The 15,919-nt window shown below is 69.3% G+C and carries 19 protein-coding genes and 2 pseudogenes; 17 read left to right on the top strand and 4 right to left on the bottom strand.

Annotation, left to right across the window (positions count from 1 at the left end; translation table 11 throughout):
• Positions 1-626 precede the first annotated feature (626 nt).
• The 11 genes and pseudogenes from OG972_RS03185 to OG972_RS03235 form a co-directional block, all read left to right on the top strand.
• Complete coding sequence (locus OG972_RS03185) at positions 627-1,526, top strand: YihY/virulence factor BrkB family protein (protein ID WP_266978161.1); 900 nt, start codon at positions 627-629, stop codon at positions 1,524-1,526.
• Positions 1,527-2,187: 661 nt separating this feature from the next.
• Positions 2,188-2,577, top strand: coding sequence for a gas vesicle protein (locus OG972_RS03190; protein WP_266978162.1), 390 nt, complete (start codon positions 2,188-2,190; stop codon positions 2,575-2,577).
• A 94-nt stretch (positions 2,578-2,671) separates the two neighbouring features.
• Positions 2,672-3,115, top strand: coding sequence for a gas vesicle structural protein GvpA (locus OG972_RS03195; RefSeq protein ID WP_266978163.1), 444 nt, complete (start codon positions 2,672-2,674; stop codon positions 3,113-3,115).
• A 3-nt stretch (positions 3,116-3,118) separates the two neighbouring features.
• A complete protein-coding gene (locus OG972_RS03200) occupies positions 3,119-3,832 on the top strand; it encodes a GvpL/GvpF family gas vesicle protein (RefSeq protein ID WP_266978164.1) in 714 nt (237 codons plus the stop codon).
• 9 nt (positions 3,833-3,841) lie between these two features.
• Positions 3,842-4,093: a gas vesicle protein GvpG gene (locus OG972_RS03205; RefSeq protein ID WP_266978165.1), complete on the top strand. Its 252-nt coding sequence runs from the start codon at positions 3,842-3,844 to the stop codon at positions 4,091-4,093.
• Between the two features lie 301 nt (positions 4,094-4,394).
• On the top strand, positions 4,395-4,838 hold the full coding sequence (locus OG972_RS03210) for a gas vesicle protein (protein WP_266978166.1): 444 nt from the start codon (positions 4,395-4,397) through the stop codon (positions 4,836-4,838).
• Positions 4,838-5,653: a GvpL/GvpF family gas vesicle protein gene (locus OG972_RS03215; protein ID WP_266978167.1), complete on the top strand. Its 816-nt coding sequence runs from the start codon at positions 4,838-4,840 to the stop codon at positions 5,651-5,653. Before OG972_RS03210 ends, OG972_RS03215 begins: the two co-directional genes overlap by 1 nt.
• Positions 5,650-5,901 (top strand): gas vesicle protein, encoded by a 252-nt coding sequence (locus tag OG972_RS03220; RefSeq protein WP_266978168.1) that lies wholly within the window; start codon positions 5,650-5,652, stop codon positions 5,899-5,901. The genes OG972_RS03215 and OG972_RS03220 overlap by 4 nt, the downstream gene beginning before the upstream one ends.
• Positions 5,891-6,283, top strand: a complete 393-nt coding sequence (locus tag OG972_RS03225) for a gas vesicle protein K (protein ID WP_266978169.1) — start codon at positions 5,891-5,893, stop codon at positions 6,281-6,283. The genes OG972_RS03220 and OG972_RS03225 overlap by 11 nt, the downstream gene beginning before the upstream one ends.
• 251 nt (positions 6,284-6,534) lie before the next feature.
• Entirely contained in the window at positions 6,535-6,693 is a 159-nt protein-coding gene (locus tag OG972_RS03230; RefSeq protein ID WP_266978170.1) for a hypothetical protein, read from the top strand.
• A pseudogene (locus tag OG972_RS03235) lies at positions 6,690-7,020 on the top strand (sigma factor); the annotation flags it as partial. The gene OG972_RS03230 and the pseudogene OG972_RS03235, both read left to right, overlap by 4 nt.
• 237 nt (positions 7,021-7,257) lie before the next feature.
• Here the strand turns inward: OG972_RS03235 and OG972_RS03240 are convergent.
• Positions 7,258-8,367 carry a galactosyldiacylglycerol synthase gene (locus tag OG972_RS03240; RefSeq protein WP_266978171.1) on the bottom strand — a complete coding sequence of 370 codons (1,110 nt, stop codon included), beginning with the start codon at positions 8,365-8,367 and terminating at the stop codon, positions 7,258-7,260.
• Positions 8,368-8,542: 175 nt separating this feature from the next.
• Between OG972_RS03240 and OG972_RS03245 the strand changes: the two genes are divergently transcribed.
• The 6 genes and pseudogenes from OG972_RS03245 (at position 8,543) to OG972_RS03270 (ending at position 12,586) form a co-directional block, all read left to right on the top strand.
• On the top strand, positions 8,543-9,376 hold the full coding sequence (locus OG972_RS03245) for an SDR family oxidoreductase (protein ID WP_266978172.1): 834 nt from the start codon (positions 8,543-8,545) through the stop codon (positions 9,374-9,376).
• 42 nt (positions 9,377-9,418) lie between these two features.
• A complete protein-coding gene (locus tag OG972_RS03250; RefSeq protein WP_266978173.1) occupies positions 9,419-10,285 on the top strand; it encodes a DMT family transporter in 867 nt (288 codons plus the stop codon).
• A gap of 77 nt (positions 10,286-10,362) precedes the next feature.
• Positions 10,363-11,070, top strand: coding sequence for a polysaccharide deacetylase family protein (locus tag OG972_RS03255; RefSeq protein ID WP_266990252.1), 708 nt, complete (start codon positions 10,363-10,365; stop codon positions 11,068-11,070).
• A 124-nt stretch (positions 11,071-11,194) separates the two neighbouring features.
• Entirely contained in the window at positions 11,195-11,662 is a 468-nt protein-coding gene (locus tag OG972_RS03260; RefSeq protein WP_266978174.1) for a MarR family winged helix-turn-helix transcriptional regulator, read from the top strand.
• 187 nt (positions 11,663-11,849) lie between these two features.
• Positions 11,850-11,945, top strand: a pseudogene (locus OG972_RS03265) (pyridoxamine 5'-phosphate oxidase family protein); the annotation flags it as partial.
• Between the two features lie 209 nt (positions 11,946-12,154).
• On the top strand, positions 12,155-12,586 hold the full coding sequence (locus OG972_RS03270; protein WP_266978175.1) for a DUF3224 domain-containing protein: 432 nt from the start codon (positions 12,155-12,157) through the stop codon (positions 12,584-12,586).
• Positions 12,587-12,666: 80 nt separating this feature from the next.
• On the opposite strand, the gene OG972_RS03275 is transcribed toward OG972_RS03270, so the two are convergent.
• The 3 genes from OG972_RS03275 to OG972_RS03285 all read right to left on the bottom strand — a co-directional run bounded on the left by OG972_RS03275 (position 12,667) and on the right by OG972_RS03285 (position 15,787).
• On the bottom strand, positions 12,667-12,939 hold the full coding sequence (locus OG972_RS03275) for a DUF6059 family protein (protein WP_266978176.1): 273 nt from the start codon (positions 12,937-12,939) through the stop codon (positions 12,667-12,669).
• 65 nt (positions 12,940-13,004) lie between these two features.
• A complete protein-coding gene (locus tag OG972_RS03280; protein WP_266978177.1) occupies positions 13,005-14,075 on the bottom strand; it encodes an NAD(P)/FAD-dependent oxidoreductase in 1,071 nt (356 codons plus the stop codon).
• Positions 14,076-14,221: 146 nt separating this feature from the next.
• Positions 14,222-15,787 carry an MFS transporter gene (locus OG972_RS03285; RefSeq protein WP_266978178.1) on the bottom strand — a complete coding sequence of 522 codons (1,566 nt, stop codon included), beginning with the start codon at positions 15,785-15,787 and terminating at the stop codon, positions 14,222-14,224.
• Positions 15,788-15,919 lie beyond the last annotated feature (132 nt).

A 15,919-nucleotide genomic window follows, 5' to 3' on the forward strand; every position in this document is an offset into this window, starting at 1 on the left:
CCATCTGGCTGCATGTTCACCGTGCCACATCCCGGCGTGCCGAAGGCCTCACGCCCCGTCGGATCGGTCCGCGCGCCGCAGCTTCGGGTCAACGGATGGCATCGCGTCCCCTGCGGCCCGCGCCGGTGCTCGGCGGGCAGGCACGGCGGCTTCCGACGGGCTGCCGGAGGTGATCAGGGCCCCCGACTGAAGGGTGAGGGCGCCGCTGCCTCGGGCCCGGGGGCGGCGTAACCGTGCCGGCGGCTTTCCCGGCCGCGCGGAGCCCGGCCGGCGCGCGCTCGCAACCTGCCCTCGGCGAGGCCGAGTTGAGCCAGGAGAGCGCGGGCTTCGTGCTCCGTCTGCTGGTCGCCCGGCTGCCGGGCTGCTGCCGCGCCTTTGCGCACCCTTCGCCGACCGCCGCCTCCCGGCCAGGGCCCGACTCCTCCCGGACCCGAGATACCGGAGAGCGGCAGCCGGGGGGGATTCGTCCGGTAGTGCAGGTGGTCCCGGACACGGCAGGAGTACGACCCATGATCGGAGGCACGAGAAAAGGTGGTAGCAAAGGACGTCCGTACCCCGGGGGATCCGCTGCCTCCCCCGGCGCCGCCAGGCCGCGCCGTGCCTGACCACGTCCCCCGGAGACCAGCGTGCCCAGCAAGACCACACCCACCGCCTCAGGACGCGTCCCCCGCCAGGGCGCACCCTCCGGGCGGGCGGCCCACTACCGGGCCGCCCTGCGCCGCACCCCCGTCTCCCTGTGGAACGACGACCTCTCGGACTGGGCCGCCGCCCTGACGTACTACGCCATCCTCGCCCTGCTCCCGGCGCTCCTGGTCACCGTCGCCCTCATCGGCCTGGCCAACCCCCGAGCAACCGACGTGCTGATCGCCGACATCACGGCCTTCGCCCCCGCGGAGTCCGGCGCCGCGCTGCGCGAACCCCTGGAGGCCGCGACCCAGGAGCGCGGCGCCGTATGGCTGCTGGTCGCGACGGGAACCGTCAGCGCCGTGTGGTCCGCCTCCAGCTATCTGGCCGTCTTCCGCCGTGCTCTGCACGCCCTGTACGGCGTCCGCGACACACGACCCGCGCTGCGCAAGGCACACATCATCGTGACCAGCGCCGTCGGACTGCTCCTGCTGCTGATGACCAGCGCGTTCGCGCTGGTGCTGACCGGGCCGTTGGCCCACTGGCTGGGACACAGGATGGGCCTCGCACACGCAAGTGACACGGTCTGGACGATGCTGAAGTGGCCCATCCTGATGTTCCTCGTTGCCTGTCTGATCATGGTGCTGTTCCGTACCGGCCCGGCGGCGGCCAAGGGGTTGCGGCGAGGGTTGCCCGGCGGAGTGCTCGCCGCGTCCCTGTGGCTCGTGGCATCGGCCGGGTTCACCTTGTACGCCACCCACATCGGTTCGTACAGTCGGCTGTACGGGTCGCTCGCCGGGCTCGTCGTCTTCTTGATCTGGGTCTGGTTCACCAATCTCGCTCTGCTGGCCGGGGCCCAGTTCAATGTCGAGCTGGCACGGCCGGTGCAGGAAACTCCGTAACAGCGTCACCGCAACGCTGCGTCGGTAGCGGCGTCGCAGGGCCGCCGTTCCGGGACAGGCGGCGAAGGAGGCGTCCATGAGAGGCGGACCGCGTCCCGCAACTGAGAGCCTGTCGGGTGACCTTCGATCGGATAGCGGACGCGGTCTGGTGCGTGCGATTCCAAGGCGTCTGTGTGCCCGCGGAACCGGCCCATCCACGACCGGACAGCCAGGACCGCTACGCCATCAAGGAGGTTCCGGAACAGATCCGGCGCGAGGTCGTCGCGCGCCTCGCCGGAGCTGCAGGACACACTCGCCGTACTCGACGCACCGGCAGAAGAGCCGGAACCCATGCCGTCGGATCGACACCGGCGAAACCGCGCCGATGGCTGCTGACCGCGTTCCCGCGGAAGCGCATACTTTCCTGCGGTAACCATGTACTCGTCCGAGTTTCTCCATGGAATCCCAACGGTTCGAACATCAACCTTTTCTTGCAAAAAGCATGTCGGCACCGGAGGGGCCCTGGCGCGCAGCAACGGCGGTCACGAGCACATTCGACAGAGGCAGACCGCGAATAGCGCGCCAATATCCTGTCACTGCGTATTGCTAACCCGAGCGACTGAGCGAGAGTGAGAGAAGCCCAGCGCTCAGAGGCCGTCTTTCCTACCGAAGAAGCAGCAGCATGGCCGTTGGAGAAAAGAGCGTCGGCGGTCAACGTCGGCAGCCGTCCCGGAGCAAGGCCACGGACTCGCGCAGCGACAGCGCTCGCAGCACGAAGCCGCGGGTGCAACGTGATTCGTCGAGGTCTGGCCGCGTGTCCGCGCCGCAGGCGATGCGGTACGCGGCCGAGCAGCTCGAGGAGCTGCTGGGGAGGTCGCCCGAGTCCGTCTCTGCGGTGCAGCCCACCGAGGACGGCTGGGAGGCGCAGGTCGAGGTCATGGAGCTGGAACGCATCCCCGAGACCACCAGTGTGATGGCGAGTTACCGGGTGACGCTGGACCAGGACGGCGAACTGATGGCGTACGAGCAGACCCGCCGCTATGCACGCGGGCAGATCGACCGTCACGCATGACCCTTTTACGACCGCCGTCCCCGGCTGTCGGGTCGCAGGGCGAGAGCAGGGGCCGCCGAGCCACTGATGCGGCCGATGGCGAAGGGAGGGCACCATGACCGTGGTGCCGCAGGGCAGAGGCAGTATTTCTCAAGGACCGAGTTCCGGCACTCTGTACGACGTTCTGGAACTCATTCTGGACCGCGGCTTGGTCATCGACGTATTCGCCCGCGTATCGCTGGTTGGCATCGAGATCCTCAAGGTCGATGCCCGCATCGTCGTGGCGAGTGTGGACACCTACCTGCGCTTCGCCGAGGCCTGCAACCGCCTCGACCTGGAGTCCGGACGCAAGGCACCCAGCCAGCTGACCGACCTCGTGGGCGAAGTGACCGAAGGCGGAGCCAAGGGCAAGAGCAAGGGGGCACTGACCGGCGCGATGGAGGCCGTCACCGACGCCTTGCAGCAGGGCCGCAAGGACGAGGACGAGGAAGCCGAAGAGAGGCGGGAGCGGCCCCGCCCCCGGACGGCTCGCCGTGCTTCCCGGCACCGGGAGGACTGAGCCATGGCCGTGTATGTGTACGCCATAACGGCGGCCACGCATCCGCTGCGCCTGGACGATCTCAACGGCGTGGGCGACCCTCCCGCACAACTGCGTACGGTGCAGGGCGGAATCCTCAGCGCAGTCGTCAGTGACGCTCCGCAGGGGTTGCGTGCCAAACGCCGGGACGTTGGTGCACATCAGGCGGTCCAGGAGCGGCTGATGGCCAAGGGCACCGTACTGCCGCTGCGATTCGGTCTGCTGGCCCCTGACGACGACGCGGTGCGGGCCGTTCTCGAGGAGAACGCCGAGCGGTACACGGAACGGCTGGCCGCGCTGGAGGGGTGCGCCGAGTACCACCTGAAGGCGGCACAGGACGAAGACGCGCTGCTGCGCCAAATCCTCCAGGAGTCGCCTGAGGCCCGCAGACTCAACGACGACATCCGGGCCGGCCACAACAACCCCGACCTGCCGCTCGCCCTGGGCGAGCTCGTGGCGAACGAGGTCCAGGCCCGCCAGGAGGCACTGGCAGCCGCTGTCATCGAGGCGTTGCGCCCGCTCGCCCGCGATGAGCGGGCCTCACAGACGGCCGGCAACGACTTCCTGAACGTCTCCTTCCTGGTGGATCGACGCCGGGAGGACCGGTTCACTGCCACGGAGAAGAACCTCGCTGCCGAACTGGGCGAGGACTTCGACTGGCGGCTGCGTGGCCCGCTGCCGCCGTACAGCTTCGTGTAGGGAGCACTCATGGGCCTGTTCGCTCAGATTCTCACTCTCCCGCTGGCACCCGTGCGCGGCGTGGGCTGGGTCGTGGAGCGTGTCGTGGAGGCTGCGGAGCGGGACTACTACGACCCCGGGCCGGTCGAGCGGGAGCTCGCGGAGCTGGAGAAGGCGCTCCTCTCAGGAGCGATCGACGAGGAGACGTTCGACCAGCGCGAGGACGAGCTGCTCGACCGGCTCGACGAGATCAGAGCGCACCAGGAGATCCGCAGGACATGACCGAGATTTCGGCAATGATGAATGCGAAGACCGGCGCCCTACTGGGAGGCCGCGGCCGCCGGGCATCGAGCTGGACAAGATCGCCTGGCTCATCGCTTGTCTCGCCGGCAAGAAGCCGGCGGCTCACCGACCCGGGCTGGGCTCGTCCGCGCTCCTGTCGACGAGCAGCCGCTCAAGGAGTCGCTCCACGCGGGCAGGATGCGGTCGCGCCCGGCCTTCAGCCCGGGGTGGACCTGAAGAATGCCCGCGCCGTAGTTCTGCTTCCAGGCGCTGGAATCCAGGAAACCGAGGTCGACAGGCCGTGACAGAACCCGTTGCCAGCAGGTTTGGCTCCCTCCCATACAGGTCGTCCCCGCAGTACGCCCAGGGGTCCTCTGCCAACCTCGCCGACATTCTGGAGCGGGTACTCGACAAAGGCATCGTCATCGCGGGCGACATACAGATCAACCTTCTCGACATCGAACTGCTCACCATCAAGCTCCGTCTGCTGGTCGCGTCCGTGGACAAGGCCAAGGAGATGGGAATCGACTGGTGGGAGCACGATCCGTCACTGTCCTCCCGCGCGAACGGCAGTCGCGAGCTGGCAGAGGAGAACAAGCGCCTGCGCGCGGAGATCGAAGCCCTGCGCGAGGACGCGGAGCTTCCATCGGCCGAAGAGCGCCGTTCCGTGACCGAGAAACCGCCGCATGCGACGCCGCAGCGCCGGCAGTCGGCCAAGGTTCGCCCCAAGAAGCGGGATGAGTGATGACCGAGCCGATCAGTTACACGTATGCCGTGGTGCGAGACGCCGATGGACTGCCGGATGTCCTCGCCGGCGTTCAAGGCGTGGCGCGAGCCCCGGTGCACCTGGTCCACGGTCGGCATGGTGGTGACGTTGCGGCGGTGGTGAGCCCTGTACCGCCCGAGGACTTTCACGAGGACGCCCTCAAGCGGCATCTTGAGGACCTGGACTGGCTTGAGGCGGTGGCCAGGGCCCACCACAGCGTGGTTGAGGCGTTGTCCGCCCATACCACTGTGCTTCCGCTGCGGCTCGCGACCGTGTATCTCGACGACGAACGGGTCGCCATGACGCTCGACGCTTGCCAGGACACGTTCAGCGACCGGCTGTCCCGCTTGGCAGCGCACGTCGAGTGGGGCGTCAAAATCTACGTCGAACCCATATCGGTCACCGCCGCCCGGGCAGACACAGCTCCGGCGCCCGGTCTCAGCCCCGGGCGGGCCTACCTGCGCAGTCGCAGAGCACAACGGCATACACAGGAGGACGCCTACCGGGCGGCCGAACAGGCAGCCGCGAACGTCGAAGCCGCGGCCGGTATCCATGCGGTGGACCGGGCCCGGCACAGGCCCCAGCAGGGTGAACTCTCGGTCGGGTCCGGGGAGAACGTCGTCAACGACGCGTACCTCGTACCGGCGGAGCATGCGGACGCGTTCTTTTCCGACGTCATGCGAGCGGCCGAAGGCCTGGACTCGGTGCGCGTCGAGGTCACCGGCCCCTGGGCGCCCTACTCCTTCGCCTCGCCGCCCGATGCCGAACCCGCGGAGGGGACGGCGTCACCGTGACCGGGGCTGCCCGGCTACCCGTAGAAGCCGAGAGGGAACCGCTGCCCGGCCGGCAGATAGCCCTCATCGACCTGCTGGACCGCCTCCTCAGCGGTGGTGTGGTCCTCACCGGTGACATCACGCTGTCGATCGCAGGCATCGACCTTGTACGTGTCTCCCTGCGGGCGCTCATCGTCTCCATCACCGCGCAGAACCCGTCGCCTTGGGCGGAGGGCACACCACAGCCGCGAGACGGCCATGCCGAATGAAGACCGCGGGCCCGGACGTCGCTTCGACGAGGTCGCCGACGCAGCCACGCGGGCTTTCCGCCTGCTGCCCGCCACGTCCCAGGACGAGAAACCCCCGCACAGGACGACACGCCGGATCGTCGCGGAACCCGACACCGTGGAGCGTGACCTGGTCAAACTCGTCCTCACCCTCGTCGAACTCCTGCGACAGCTCATGGAGCGCCAGGCTCTGCACCGCGTCGACGAGGGAGACCTCACTGAGGAAGAGGAGGAACGCCTCGGGGCCACTCTCCTGATCCTCCACGACCGTATGAACGAGCTGTGCGCCCGGTACGACTTGACCATGGAGGAGCTCAACCTCGACCTCGGCCCCTTGGGGACCCTGCTGCCGCCCTCCGAATAGCTACTCGCATCACGATGAAGGGACATGCGGCAGGTCAGTCCCGGCCGGACCTGCACCGTCCCACTCAGGGCGGGCGGGGCCGGGGCGATGGGGCGGCGCCTGGTGCCGCAGCTCGCGGCGCGGGGGCACGAGGTGACGGCGACGACGACGAGCGCGGCCAAGCTGGGCGTGGTGGAGCAGCTGGGCGCGCAGGGGGTGGTGATGGACGGGCTGGACGCGGAATCTGGCTGCGTGCGCGGGCGAAGCGGCCGATGCACATCCCCACGTGGCTGGCCCGACTGCCGGCCGGGGACATGGCGGTGACGACGACCGAGGGGCTCTGCTTCTCCAACGCCAAGGCCAAGCGGGAACTCGACTGGCAACTGCGCTACCCCTCGTGGCGCCAGGGCTTCAAGGAGGAGCCGGCATGAGCAGGACTCAGGAGTTCCAGGAGCAGCGGCCGCTGCTGCTCTCGATCGCCTACCGAATACTGGGCAGCGTGAGCGAGGCCGAGGATGCGGTCCAGGAGACCTGGCTGCGCTTCGAGGCCTCCCCGACACAACCCAGGTCGGTCAAGGCCTTCCTCTCGGCTGCGGTGACGGATCTCGATCGACGTACTGCGCTCGGCCCGCGTCCGGCGGGAGGCGTACGTCGGGTCGTGGTTCCCTGAGCCGCTGCTCGCCGACCCTTATGAGGATCCGGCGCGGGCGGCGGAGCTGGCCGACTCGGTGTCGATGGCGACCCTGTTGCTGCTCGAGCAGGGCGAACTCTTCCGGCAGCGCTCCACCGACACCGGCGGGCGCCTCCTGACCCGCAGGATCGTGGAGTCCACCGCGACGACCCGGTTCAGGTCCTCGCCCGTCTCGGCCCGAGCCACCAGCACGCTGAACGTGCGCAGTCAGGAACCGTCGGCGGCCCACATCCGCGGCCGGTCGCAGTCATTCCTCCGGTTGGCGTACTTCTCCCCTCGGGCTCACTGGCTTCTCCCCTCGGGCTCACCAGGCGACCAGTTCGGCCGCGTCTGCGGTGAAGACGGCCTGCCCGGCGGCGATCCGTCGGTCCCGGTCGGGACCGGGGCGCAGCAGCCGGTCCAATGAGTTGAGCAGCCCGATCGTGTCGGCAGCGTGTTCGGTGAGGCCTGCGGCGGCCATTGCACCGACGCCCTCGGCGCCGTGGCCGGGGATCGGCCGGTACCCGACGACCGGTACGCCGGCGGCGAGGGCCTGCACGGCCGTCTGCCCCGCGGCGTTGTCCACCAGGGCGCTCGATGCCGCCATGAGCTCAGGCAGGTCCTCGACCCAGCCCAGCGCCAGGACGCCGGGAAACTTCGCGGCGCGGGTCCGCAGTCGTTCGTCCTTGCCGCACAGCAGCACCGGGAGGTGGCCTGCGTCGGCGAGCAGGAGCGCGGTGGCAGTCAGCCCCTGTCCCACGCCCCAGGCACCGGCCGAAAGCAGCACCGCAGGCCGACCGGGGCCGCGCCGCGCGAACTCCCGCGCCCAGCGCGACGGCCGCCCGCCCGCATTCTCGTGGGCGGCCGCGGCGAAGGCCGCAGGCACGACCGGGCCGCACACCTCCGCCGGGCGTCCGGTCCCGGCACGGACGCGTGCCGCGACGGCCTCGGTCAGGCACAGGTGCAGGTCGTTGCCGGGATGGAGCCACTGCCGGTGCACGGCGAAGTCGGTGACCACGACCGTGCTGGGCGGGCAGTCACCGCCCTGGGCGCGCAGCCGCCCTGTGACCTGGGCAGCCTGGTGGAAGGTGGAGACGAGCGCATCCGGGCGCCAGCGCTCGACGACGTCGCGCAGGCGTGGCTCCAGGGCTGCGGCCAGCGGCCCGGTGCTCGGCGCCCAGCCGTTCCGGTCGCGCTGGTCTCCGCGGTCGCGGAAGAATGCCGAGTAGACCGCCGCGTAGGCCCCTGGGCAGTGGCGGAGCGCCGTGCGGTATGCGGCGCGCAGCCCGCGCCCAGCGCCTGGGGGCAGAGTGTCGAGGAGGTCCACACGTGCGGTCAGGTGGCCGTCGGCCCGCAGCCGCCCGGCCAGTTCGGCGGCCACGGCGTCGTGTCCGGCGCCCATGCTCGCGCTGACGATCAGAATCCGGCGTCCCATTCTTGGATATTCCTCGCATCGCGGCCGGTGCGCCAACACTGGACGGGCGGGCCGTTAGCCCAGGTGCGGTCGAGCGCGTTTGCCTGTGCGCTGGTTGCATGAAGGATGACTCGGTACGGGCCGCTGCAGGCTGGTGCTTCATCAGGATGTCGGCGGCCCCGGAGGACGGAAGCCCATGCGCAAGAGCCACCCAGCCCACGACACCCCCGCAACCGGGACCGACGCGACGCAGTCGGTTGCGGCCGGTCCGCCCGCCCCCGGCCCGCGGCCGGTCGTGTTGATCACCGGGGCCTCGTCCGGTATCGGCGCCGAAATCGCGTCACGGCTCGGGGCGTGCGGGCAATGGGAGCTGCTGCTCAACGGGCGGGACGAGGGCCGGCTCGGCAGTGTCGCCGCGCGCACCGCCGGTGCCGCGCTGCCGATGGACCTGGCCTCCGAGGAGGGCTGCCGCAAGCTGGCCGAGGCGGCACTGGCTCACAGCGGAAGAGTCGACGTGCTCGTTGCCGGAGCGGGGCTCGGCTGGGCGGGCTCGTACACCGACATGCCGCCCGGCACGGTGGACCGTCTGGTGAGTGTCAACGTCTGCGCCGTACTCCACCTCGTCCGCCTGGTGCTGCCGCAGATGGTGTCCCGCGGGTCGGGCCGGCTGGTGCTGATCGGCTCTGTCGCCGGCCGGTTCGGTGTACGGGACGAGGCGGTCTACGCGGCGACGAAGGGCGCGCTGATCGCGTTCACGGAGAGCCTGCGCCATGAACTCCAGGGCACAGGCGTCCACGTCTGCCTGGTGCTGCCAGGTCCCGTGGACACGCCGTTCTTCACCCGCCGCGGCACCCCGTACACGCGGTCCTGGCCACGGCCGGTACCCGCCGGGCGGGTCGCGGCAGCGGTCGAGAAGGCGCTCGCCGGTCGCCGGGACGAGATCACCGTGCCGCGCTGGCTGAGCGTGCCGGGCCGGCTCCAGGGCATGGCTCCGCACCTCTTCCGCAAGCTGGCCATGCGGTTCGGCTGAGCGGGCCCCCGGCAACGGACCCGCGGGCAGGGTGGGTGACACGTGATCATCGTCTCCGTGGTACTGGCGCTGCTCGCCGCGCTCGGGAACGCGGCGGCCTCCGTGCTGCAGCGCCGCGCTGCGGCAGCGGACCTGCCCGGCCGCACGGGCAGCCATCGCCTCGGGAGCCTGAGCTTCGTCCGCCGGCCGGCCTGGCGCTGGGGGGCGGGACTGCTGCTCGTCTCGGGGCTGGCGCAGGCCCTGGCCCTGGCGACCGGGCCACTGGCTGTGGTGCAGCCGGTGATGACGACGGAGCTGTTGTTCACGTCTGTGCTGGCTGCGGCCGTCTTCCGGCGACCGCCCGGGGCGCGGACCTGGGGGGCGTTCCTCGGTATGGCGCTGGGCCTGGCGGCCTTCCTCCTGCTGGCCAGTCCGACCGGCGGTGTGGAGACCGTGCCGCCGAAGAGGTGGCTGCTCAGTGCTGTGCCCACCGCCGCCGTGTCGATCGTGCTGATCACGGTGGGAATGGGGTTGCGGGGCTCCGCCCGTGCGGCGGTGCTGGGGTCGGCGACCGCCATCGGCTTCTCCTTCACCGCGGCGCTGATCAAGGACACCCTCGGTTTGCTGTCCGGCGGAGTCGGGGCGGTGTTCACCACGTGGCAGATCTACGCGGCCGCGGCCGTCGGCCTGGGCTCGTTCCTGCTGCTGCAAGCCACGTTGCGGGCGGGCTCGCTCGCCGCGTCGCAGCCCGCGCTCACTCTCGGCGACTCATTGCTGAGCGTCATTCTGGGCGTCTTGCTGTTCGAGGAGCGGATCGAACTGGGCTGGCGGGTGCTGCCGGAGGCTGCGGCGCTCGGCCTCATCGCGTTCGCCAGCGTGCATCTGAGCAGTTCCCCGGTGGTCTCCGGAAAGGACGAACAGCGATGGTAGGACGCTCCGCCGCAGGGCGGACGGCGGTGTCATCCGGCGCGGTGGTCGGCGCTCTGGGTGTGGCTGCCGCGTGGCACATGGGGCCCGCCGCCACCTGGCTGCCGCCCGTACGGAGGATCCTCAGCCCCGCGCTGGACGGCCGCGGTCATCCCTCTCACGTGGCACTGACCTTCGACGACGGGCCGGACCCGGCCAGCACGCCGCACTTCCTGCGCGTCCTGGACGAATACCGGGTGCGGGCCACCTTCTTCGTCGTCGGCGACTCGCTGGAACGTCATCCCGCCCTTGGCCGGGCGCTTGTGGCGGGTGGTCACGAGGTCGCGGTGCACGGCTGGCATCACAAGCGCCCCTGGTTCCCCACACCGCTGCGCGACGTACGGGAGGTGACGCGAACCGCCGGCGCGGTACAGAGGATCTGCGGGACCGTCCCGCAGTGGTACCGACCGCCGTACGGCATCCTCACCGGCGGCCGCCTGGCCGCTGCCCGCCGCGCCGGGCTGCGACCGGTGCTGTGGTCGGCATGGGGGCGGGACTGGACGGCGGACGCCGATGCCCGCTCCGTCAGGGCATCGGTCCTCGCAGGTCTGACCGGCGGTGGCACCGTGCTGCTGCACGACGCGGACGGATGGAGCGCGCCGGGCGCGTGGCGAGCGACGCTGAGTGCGTTGCCCGGGCTGCTCGCCGAGTGCCGTCGACTCGGTCTGAGCGTCGGCCCGCTGGCCGAGCACGGCATCGGCCACGTCGAAACCGGCACGCACCTTCGCCGAACCCAACACCACGGATAGTTATGCATCATACATATATTGTGCATCTAGCACTTTACATGCATGGTGCATGCCTATGAGAGAATGGAGGGCGGGCCGGACGAGAGCGAGAGCGGCCCGGTGACAGGCAGGAGGCGACAGGCGCATGGCCCGGGCAACACACGAGGTTGAGTACGAGCAGATGCTGCTCAGTCGCCACTCGTTCGTGAACCAGCGAGGCAGACACCGCAAGGACGGGGCCCTGGAGCGCAGCGCCTACATCCTGCTCAGCCGCATTCGCATGCAGGGACCGATGTCGATCGGCGAACTCAGCGACGCCTTCGGGCTGGACGCCTCCACCCTGAACCGGCAGACGGCTGCGATCACGCGCACCGGACTCGTGGAGCGCATCCCGGACCCCGACGGCGGCATGGCCCGCAAGTTCCGCATCACCGACGAGGGCACACGCGTACTCGACAAGGAAAGGGAGGACATAGTCCGCTCCCTGGACCGGGTCATGGCCGATTGGCCGGAAGAAGACATCACCGCCTTCGCTTCCTATCTGCGGCGCTTCAACACCGACATCGAGCGCCTCGGTGCCCGGCCGTGGCCGCGCCTGAAGGCGCACCTTTGAGACAGATGTGAAAGGCGAGGGTCACAGGGCGATCCGGCCGGCCTGCCGATCGGGCCCGGGCACGCACGTTCCCCCTCGCTCCCCCGGGCGGTCGACGCCAAGGCCGTCCGCCCGTCCGCGCGTGCTCCGACCAGCCACGGGTCATCCGGCGCGCACCCGCACGCAGTCATCCCGCGAAGGCGCAGCCATGACCCACTCCCCTCACGGCCGCCCTCTGCCGGAGACGGAGCGGACGCGCCACCGACGCCTCCGCGAACAGGGCAACCTCGACCGCGCCGACCTCATCGCTGGGCCTCGGCCCGTGTCCGGGCGACGGAGTCCGGCGTGTCGAGTCGGGTGTCGCAGTCGCAGTGGGGGCGCGTCAGCAGTGGCTGAATCACCCACGCAGGCAGTCGGGGATGGGCATACTTGCGGGCATGGATCGCATGATGGGCTTAGCCGGAATGCCTGCCGGACGTGGTGACGGATACGTGCCGCGGGTGACCCGTCGGAATGACCACCACCCTTTCGATGGAGGCTCAGTTGACCGCCAAGGCCGCCGGTAGTTACGAGATCACGAGCTGGGACGAAAAGCCCTACGCCGAGGGACCCGATACCCCGAAGCTCACCAAAGCCCATTTCACCAACGCCTTCAGCGGGGATATCGAGGGAGAGGGAGCCGCTGAAACGCTCATGGTGTATCCCACCGACTCCACGGCGAACTTCGTCGGGCTCCAGACCGTGACCGGGACCGTGGGCGGGCGGAAGGGCAGCTTTGTCCTCCAGGCCACCGGTAGCTGGCTGGACGGCGTGGCCCGTGCGGATTGGTTTGTGGTGCCCGGTTCGGCGACCGGGGGGCTGGTGGGGCTCACCGGCAAGGGTGGGTACACCTCGCAGCCCGACGGAAGCTGTGCTGTGACGCTGGACTACGACTTCGAGGAGTGAGGGCGTAGGGGCCCGACGTCAGGAGGCCCGCACCCCACGAGGTGCGGGCCTCCTGACGTCGTCCGGGGGGAGCCGGACGATCAGCCGCGCAGTCGTGTCCAGAGATCACGCTCCTCGTCGGATGGCGGGCTGCCGGGGACGACCCGCTCGGGGTGGCCGGGTGGCGGACCGCTCATCAAGCCGGGGGGCGCGTCGGCACCCGCCGAGGACTCCGGCGGCCGAAGCGTGCTTCGGGGGTCTTCCGGGGCGGGGGCGTACGGGCGCATCAGCAGCTGGTATTCAGCGGTGTAGTGCCCGAAGATGCCCGCGGTGGCGATGAACCCACGTGCCAGGTCGTGCCAGAGCAGACGCATCGCCCACCACGTCCTGCCGCCGCGAGGAGGGCGCCGCCGGCCCCTCCCCCATGGCGGCCCGGCCATCAGCCGACGGTCTTGCCGGACCGCGCGCGACGCCTGTCGTTGAGATGGCTGACCACGTACTGGGCGTCGTCCTTGACCCACCAGATGAGCCCGGAGCCGTACGAGAACTGGCACTGGAGGCCCAGGAAGTACATGCCGGGTTCGCCGGTGACACCGCGGTCCTGGAGCGGTACGCCGTGCTCGTCCAGTGCCGGGAAGCCTATCCAGCTGAAGTCGTAGCGGAACCCGGTCGCCCAGACCACCGCGTCGACCTCGGTCTCGGTTCCTTCCTCGAAGCGGATCGTACGGCCTTCGGCTCCGACCGTGCGTCCGGCGAGCGTGAACCGGTGCCGCTTGGACAGCGTCTTGAGGCTGGGGCCGACCAGTAGCGTCTTCTTGTGCAGCCGGTCCCTCTCGCCGATCAGCGGCTTCTTGATGATGCCGAGTTTGTCGCCCCACCAGTGAATGCCGATGCCGAGGAAACGGCGCCCGAAGTGCGGCAGCGGGGAACCCTGCGACAGGGTGACCCGGTGGGTCTTCGCGAGTTCCGTGGCGATCTGGGCACCCGAGTTGGCGGCGCCGACCACCACGACACGACTGCCGGGAATCTGCTTCGGATTGCGGTAGTCGCCGGTGTGCACCTGGAAGACCTCTGCGCCGACCTTCTTCGATACCGGCGGGACATTGCCCAGCCGCTGCGCGCCGGTGGCGATGACCACGTGTTCGGCCTCGAAGGAGCCCTGGTTCGTCTCGATGAGGAATCCGCCGCCGGGGCGTTTGTCGAGGGCGGTGACCTCGGTGCGGAGGCGAACCTTCAGCCTGTTGGTTCTGGCGAACTCTTCGAGATAGTCGGCCATTTCGTCTTTGTCGGGGAACCGGCCGCGCCGCCCCGGGAAACGCAGACCCGGAAGTTCGCAGTACTGGGCGATCGTGAACAGCTCCAGCGAATCCCAGCGATTTCGCCATGCGTCGCCCACCCGCGATTCCCCGTCCAGAACCAGATGGGGAATGCCGGCCTTGGCCAAGTAGTAGGCGGTGACGAGACCCGTCTGGCCTCCACCGATGACGATCACCTCTGCGCGTTCCGCCATGATCCGGATTCCTCCTAGGGGAGCGGCCGTTGGAGGGTGAGCGTAATGATGCCTGTGGTGAATTCCTGCTCAAGACTGCGCATCGGCGGCGAGCATGCGTACGGGCGGGCACCCGGCCCGCCCGTACGCCTTGCGTCGATGCCGTGTCAGGCCTCCCCCGCCTCCGTTCGCCGCACGGTTCCCGGGGCCCCGGCGGCCCCTTCGGTGGCCTGTGGCGCCGGTGCCGCGTCGGCGCCGGCCGCCCCCGGCTGCGGCTTCTTCTTCCGGCGCATCATGCTCGGCATGGCACGCACCGGGACCTCCTTGAGGAACAGTGTTGCCACGAACCCGATCAGCACGATGAACGTCGCCGTCAGGAACACCGTGTGCAACGCGTCGGCGAGCTGTGCGGGCGGCACCGAGTCGGCGGCGGTGGCGTCCCTGCCCAGCTGCAGGGAGAGGATGGAGCCCATCAGCGCGAGGGACACCGGGCCGGCGATCATCCGCCAGAACTGCATCTGGCTGGTGCCGACTCCGATCATCTCCTTCGCGACGGCGCTCTGCACCACGATTGTCGCCATCGGGAACGAGATGCCGATGCCGATGCCCAGCAGGATCATCGCGACCACCGTGGATCCGCGTCCGCTGCCCGTGTCGACGGTCGAGAGCAGGAACAGACCGCCCGCGACAAGAGCCATCGCGAGGGCGCCGAGGATCCGGTAGCGGGGGACGGCCGTGATCGCCTTGCTCGCGATCGGCGGAACGATCATCAGGGCGAACATCATCGGGCTCAGCAGGCTGCCCGCGAACGTGGCGCTGGATCCGAGTACGCCCTGCATCAGCAGCGGTACGTAGAAGATCGCTCCCATCATCGCGAACGCGGTGAAGAACGACATGACCGCCAGCACCGAGAACTGGTTGCCGCGGAAGAGCGACAGCGGCACGATCGCGTGCTCCGCGCGGTTTTCGGCCAGGAAGAAGCCCACCAGCATCACGGCTCCGCCGATGAGCAGGATCAGCACCTCGGCCGACGTCCACGCATGGCCGTCACCCGCCAGGCTCAGACCGATCAGGATCGGCACCAGGCCGGCGATCAGCAGCGCCACTCCGAGGAAGTCGATGTCGCGCCAGCTGAACCGGGACTTCACGTACGGCACGCCGGCCATGATCGCGAGCACGGAGAGCAGCAGGATCGGAACATTGATGTAGAACACCCAGCGCCAGTCCAGGTTGTCGGTGATGACACCGCCGATGGGCGGTCCGATCACCATGCTCAGCCCGGCCACGCTGAAGAAGATCCCCTGCGTCTGCGCCCGCCGCTCCGGCGTGTAGATGTCGGCAACCACGGTGTAGATGTTGGCCATCAGGATGCCCGCGAACAGGCCCTGCGCACCCCGGTAGATCACCAGCTGGGTCATGGACTGCGCGGCGCCGCACAGAAAGGACGTGACCAGGAACCCGACCAGGCCGGTGAGCAGGAAGGGTTTGCGACCGAAGAGGTCACCGAGCTTACCGGCGATGGGCAGGATCACCGCCGCCGCCACCGAATAGCCGACTCCCACCCAGGAGTAGAGCCGGAGCCCACCCAAGTCTTCGGTGATCTTGGGCATGGCCGCGCCGACCACGGACAGGTCAATTGATGTCAGTGCCAGCGCAAGCAATACGCCGACGGTCGCGATCACTCTATTTCGCGGTAATACTGCCTCGGGTCCTTCAGGCTGAGGGACAACCACCGTCCGTACCTCCTCGATTATCTCACTCTGATTCGCGTTGGTGAGGATGTCGGTCCAACTGAAGTGTGTCAATGCCGAGTTGAGTGCTGCTACCACTCAAAAGTGAGCAGCAGGCGCACAAACAGGCGCCCT

Source organism: Streptomyces sp. NBC_01669 (genome assembly GCF_026339735.1).
GTDB classification, from domain to species: domain Bacteria; phylum Actinomycetota; class Actinomycetes; order Streptomycetales; family Streptomycetaceae; genus Streptomyces; species Streptomyces yanii.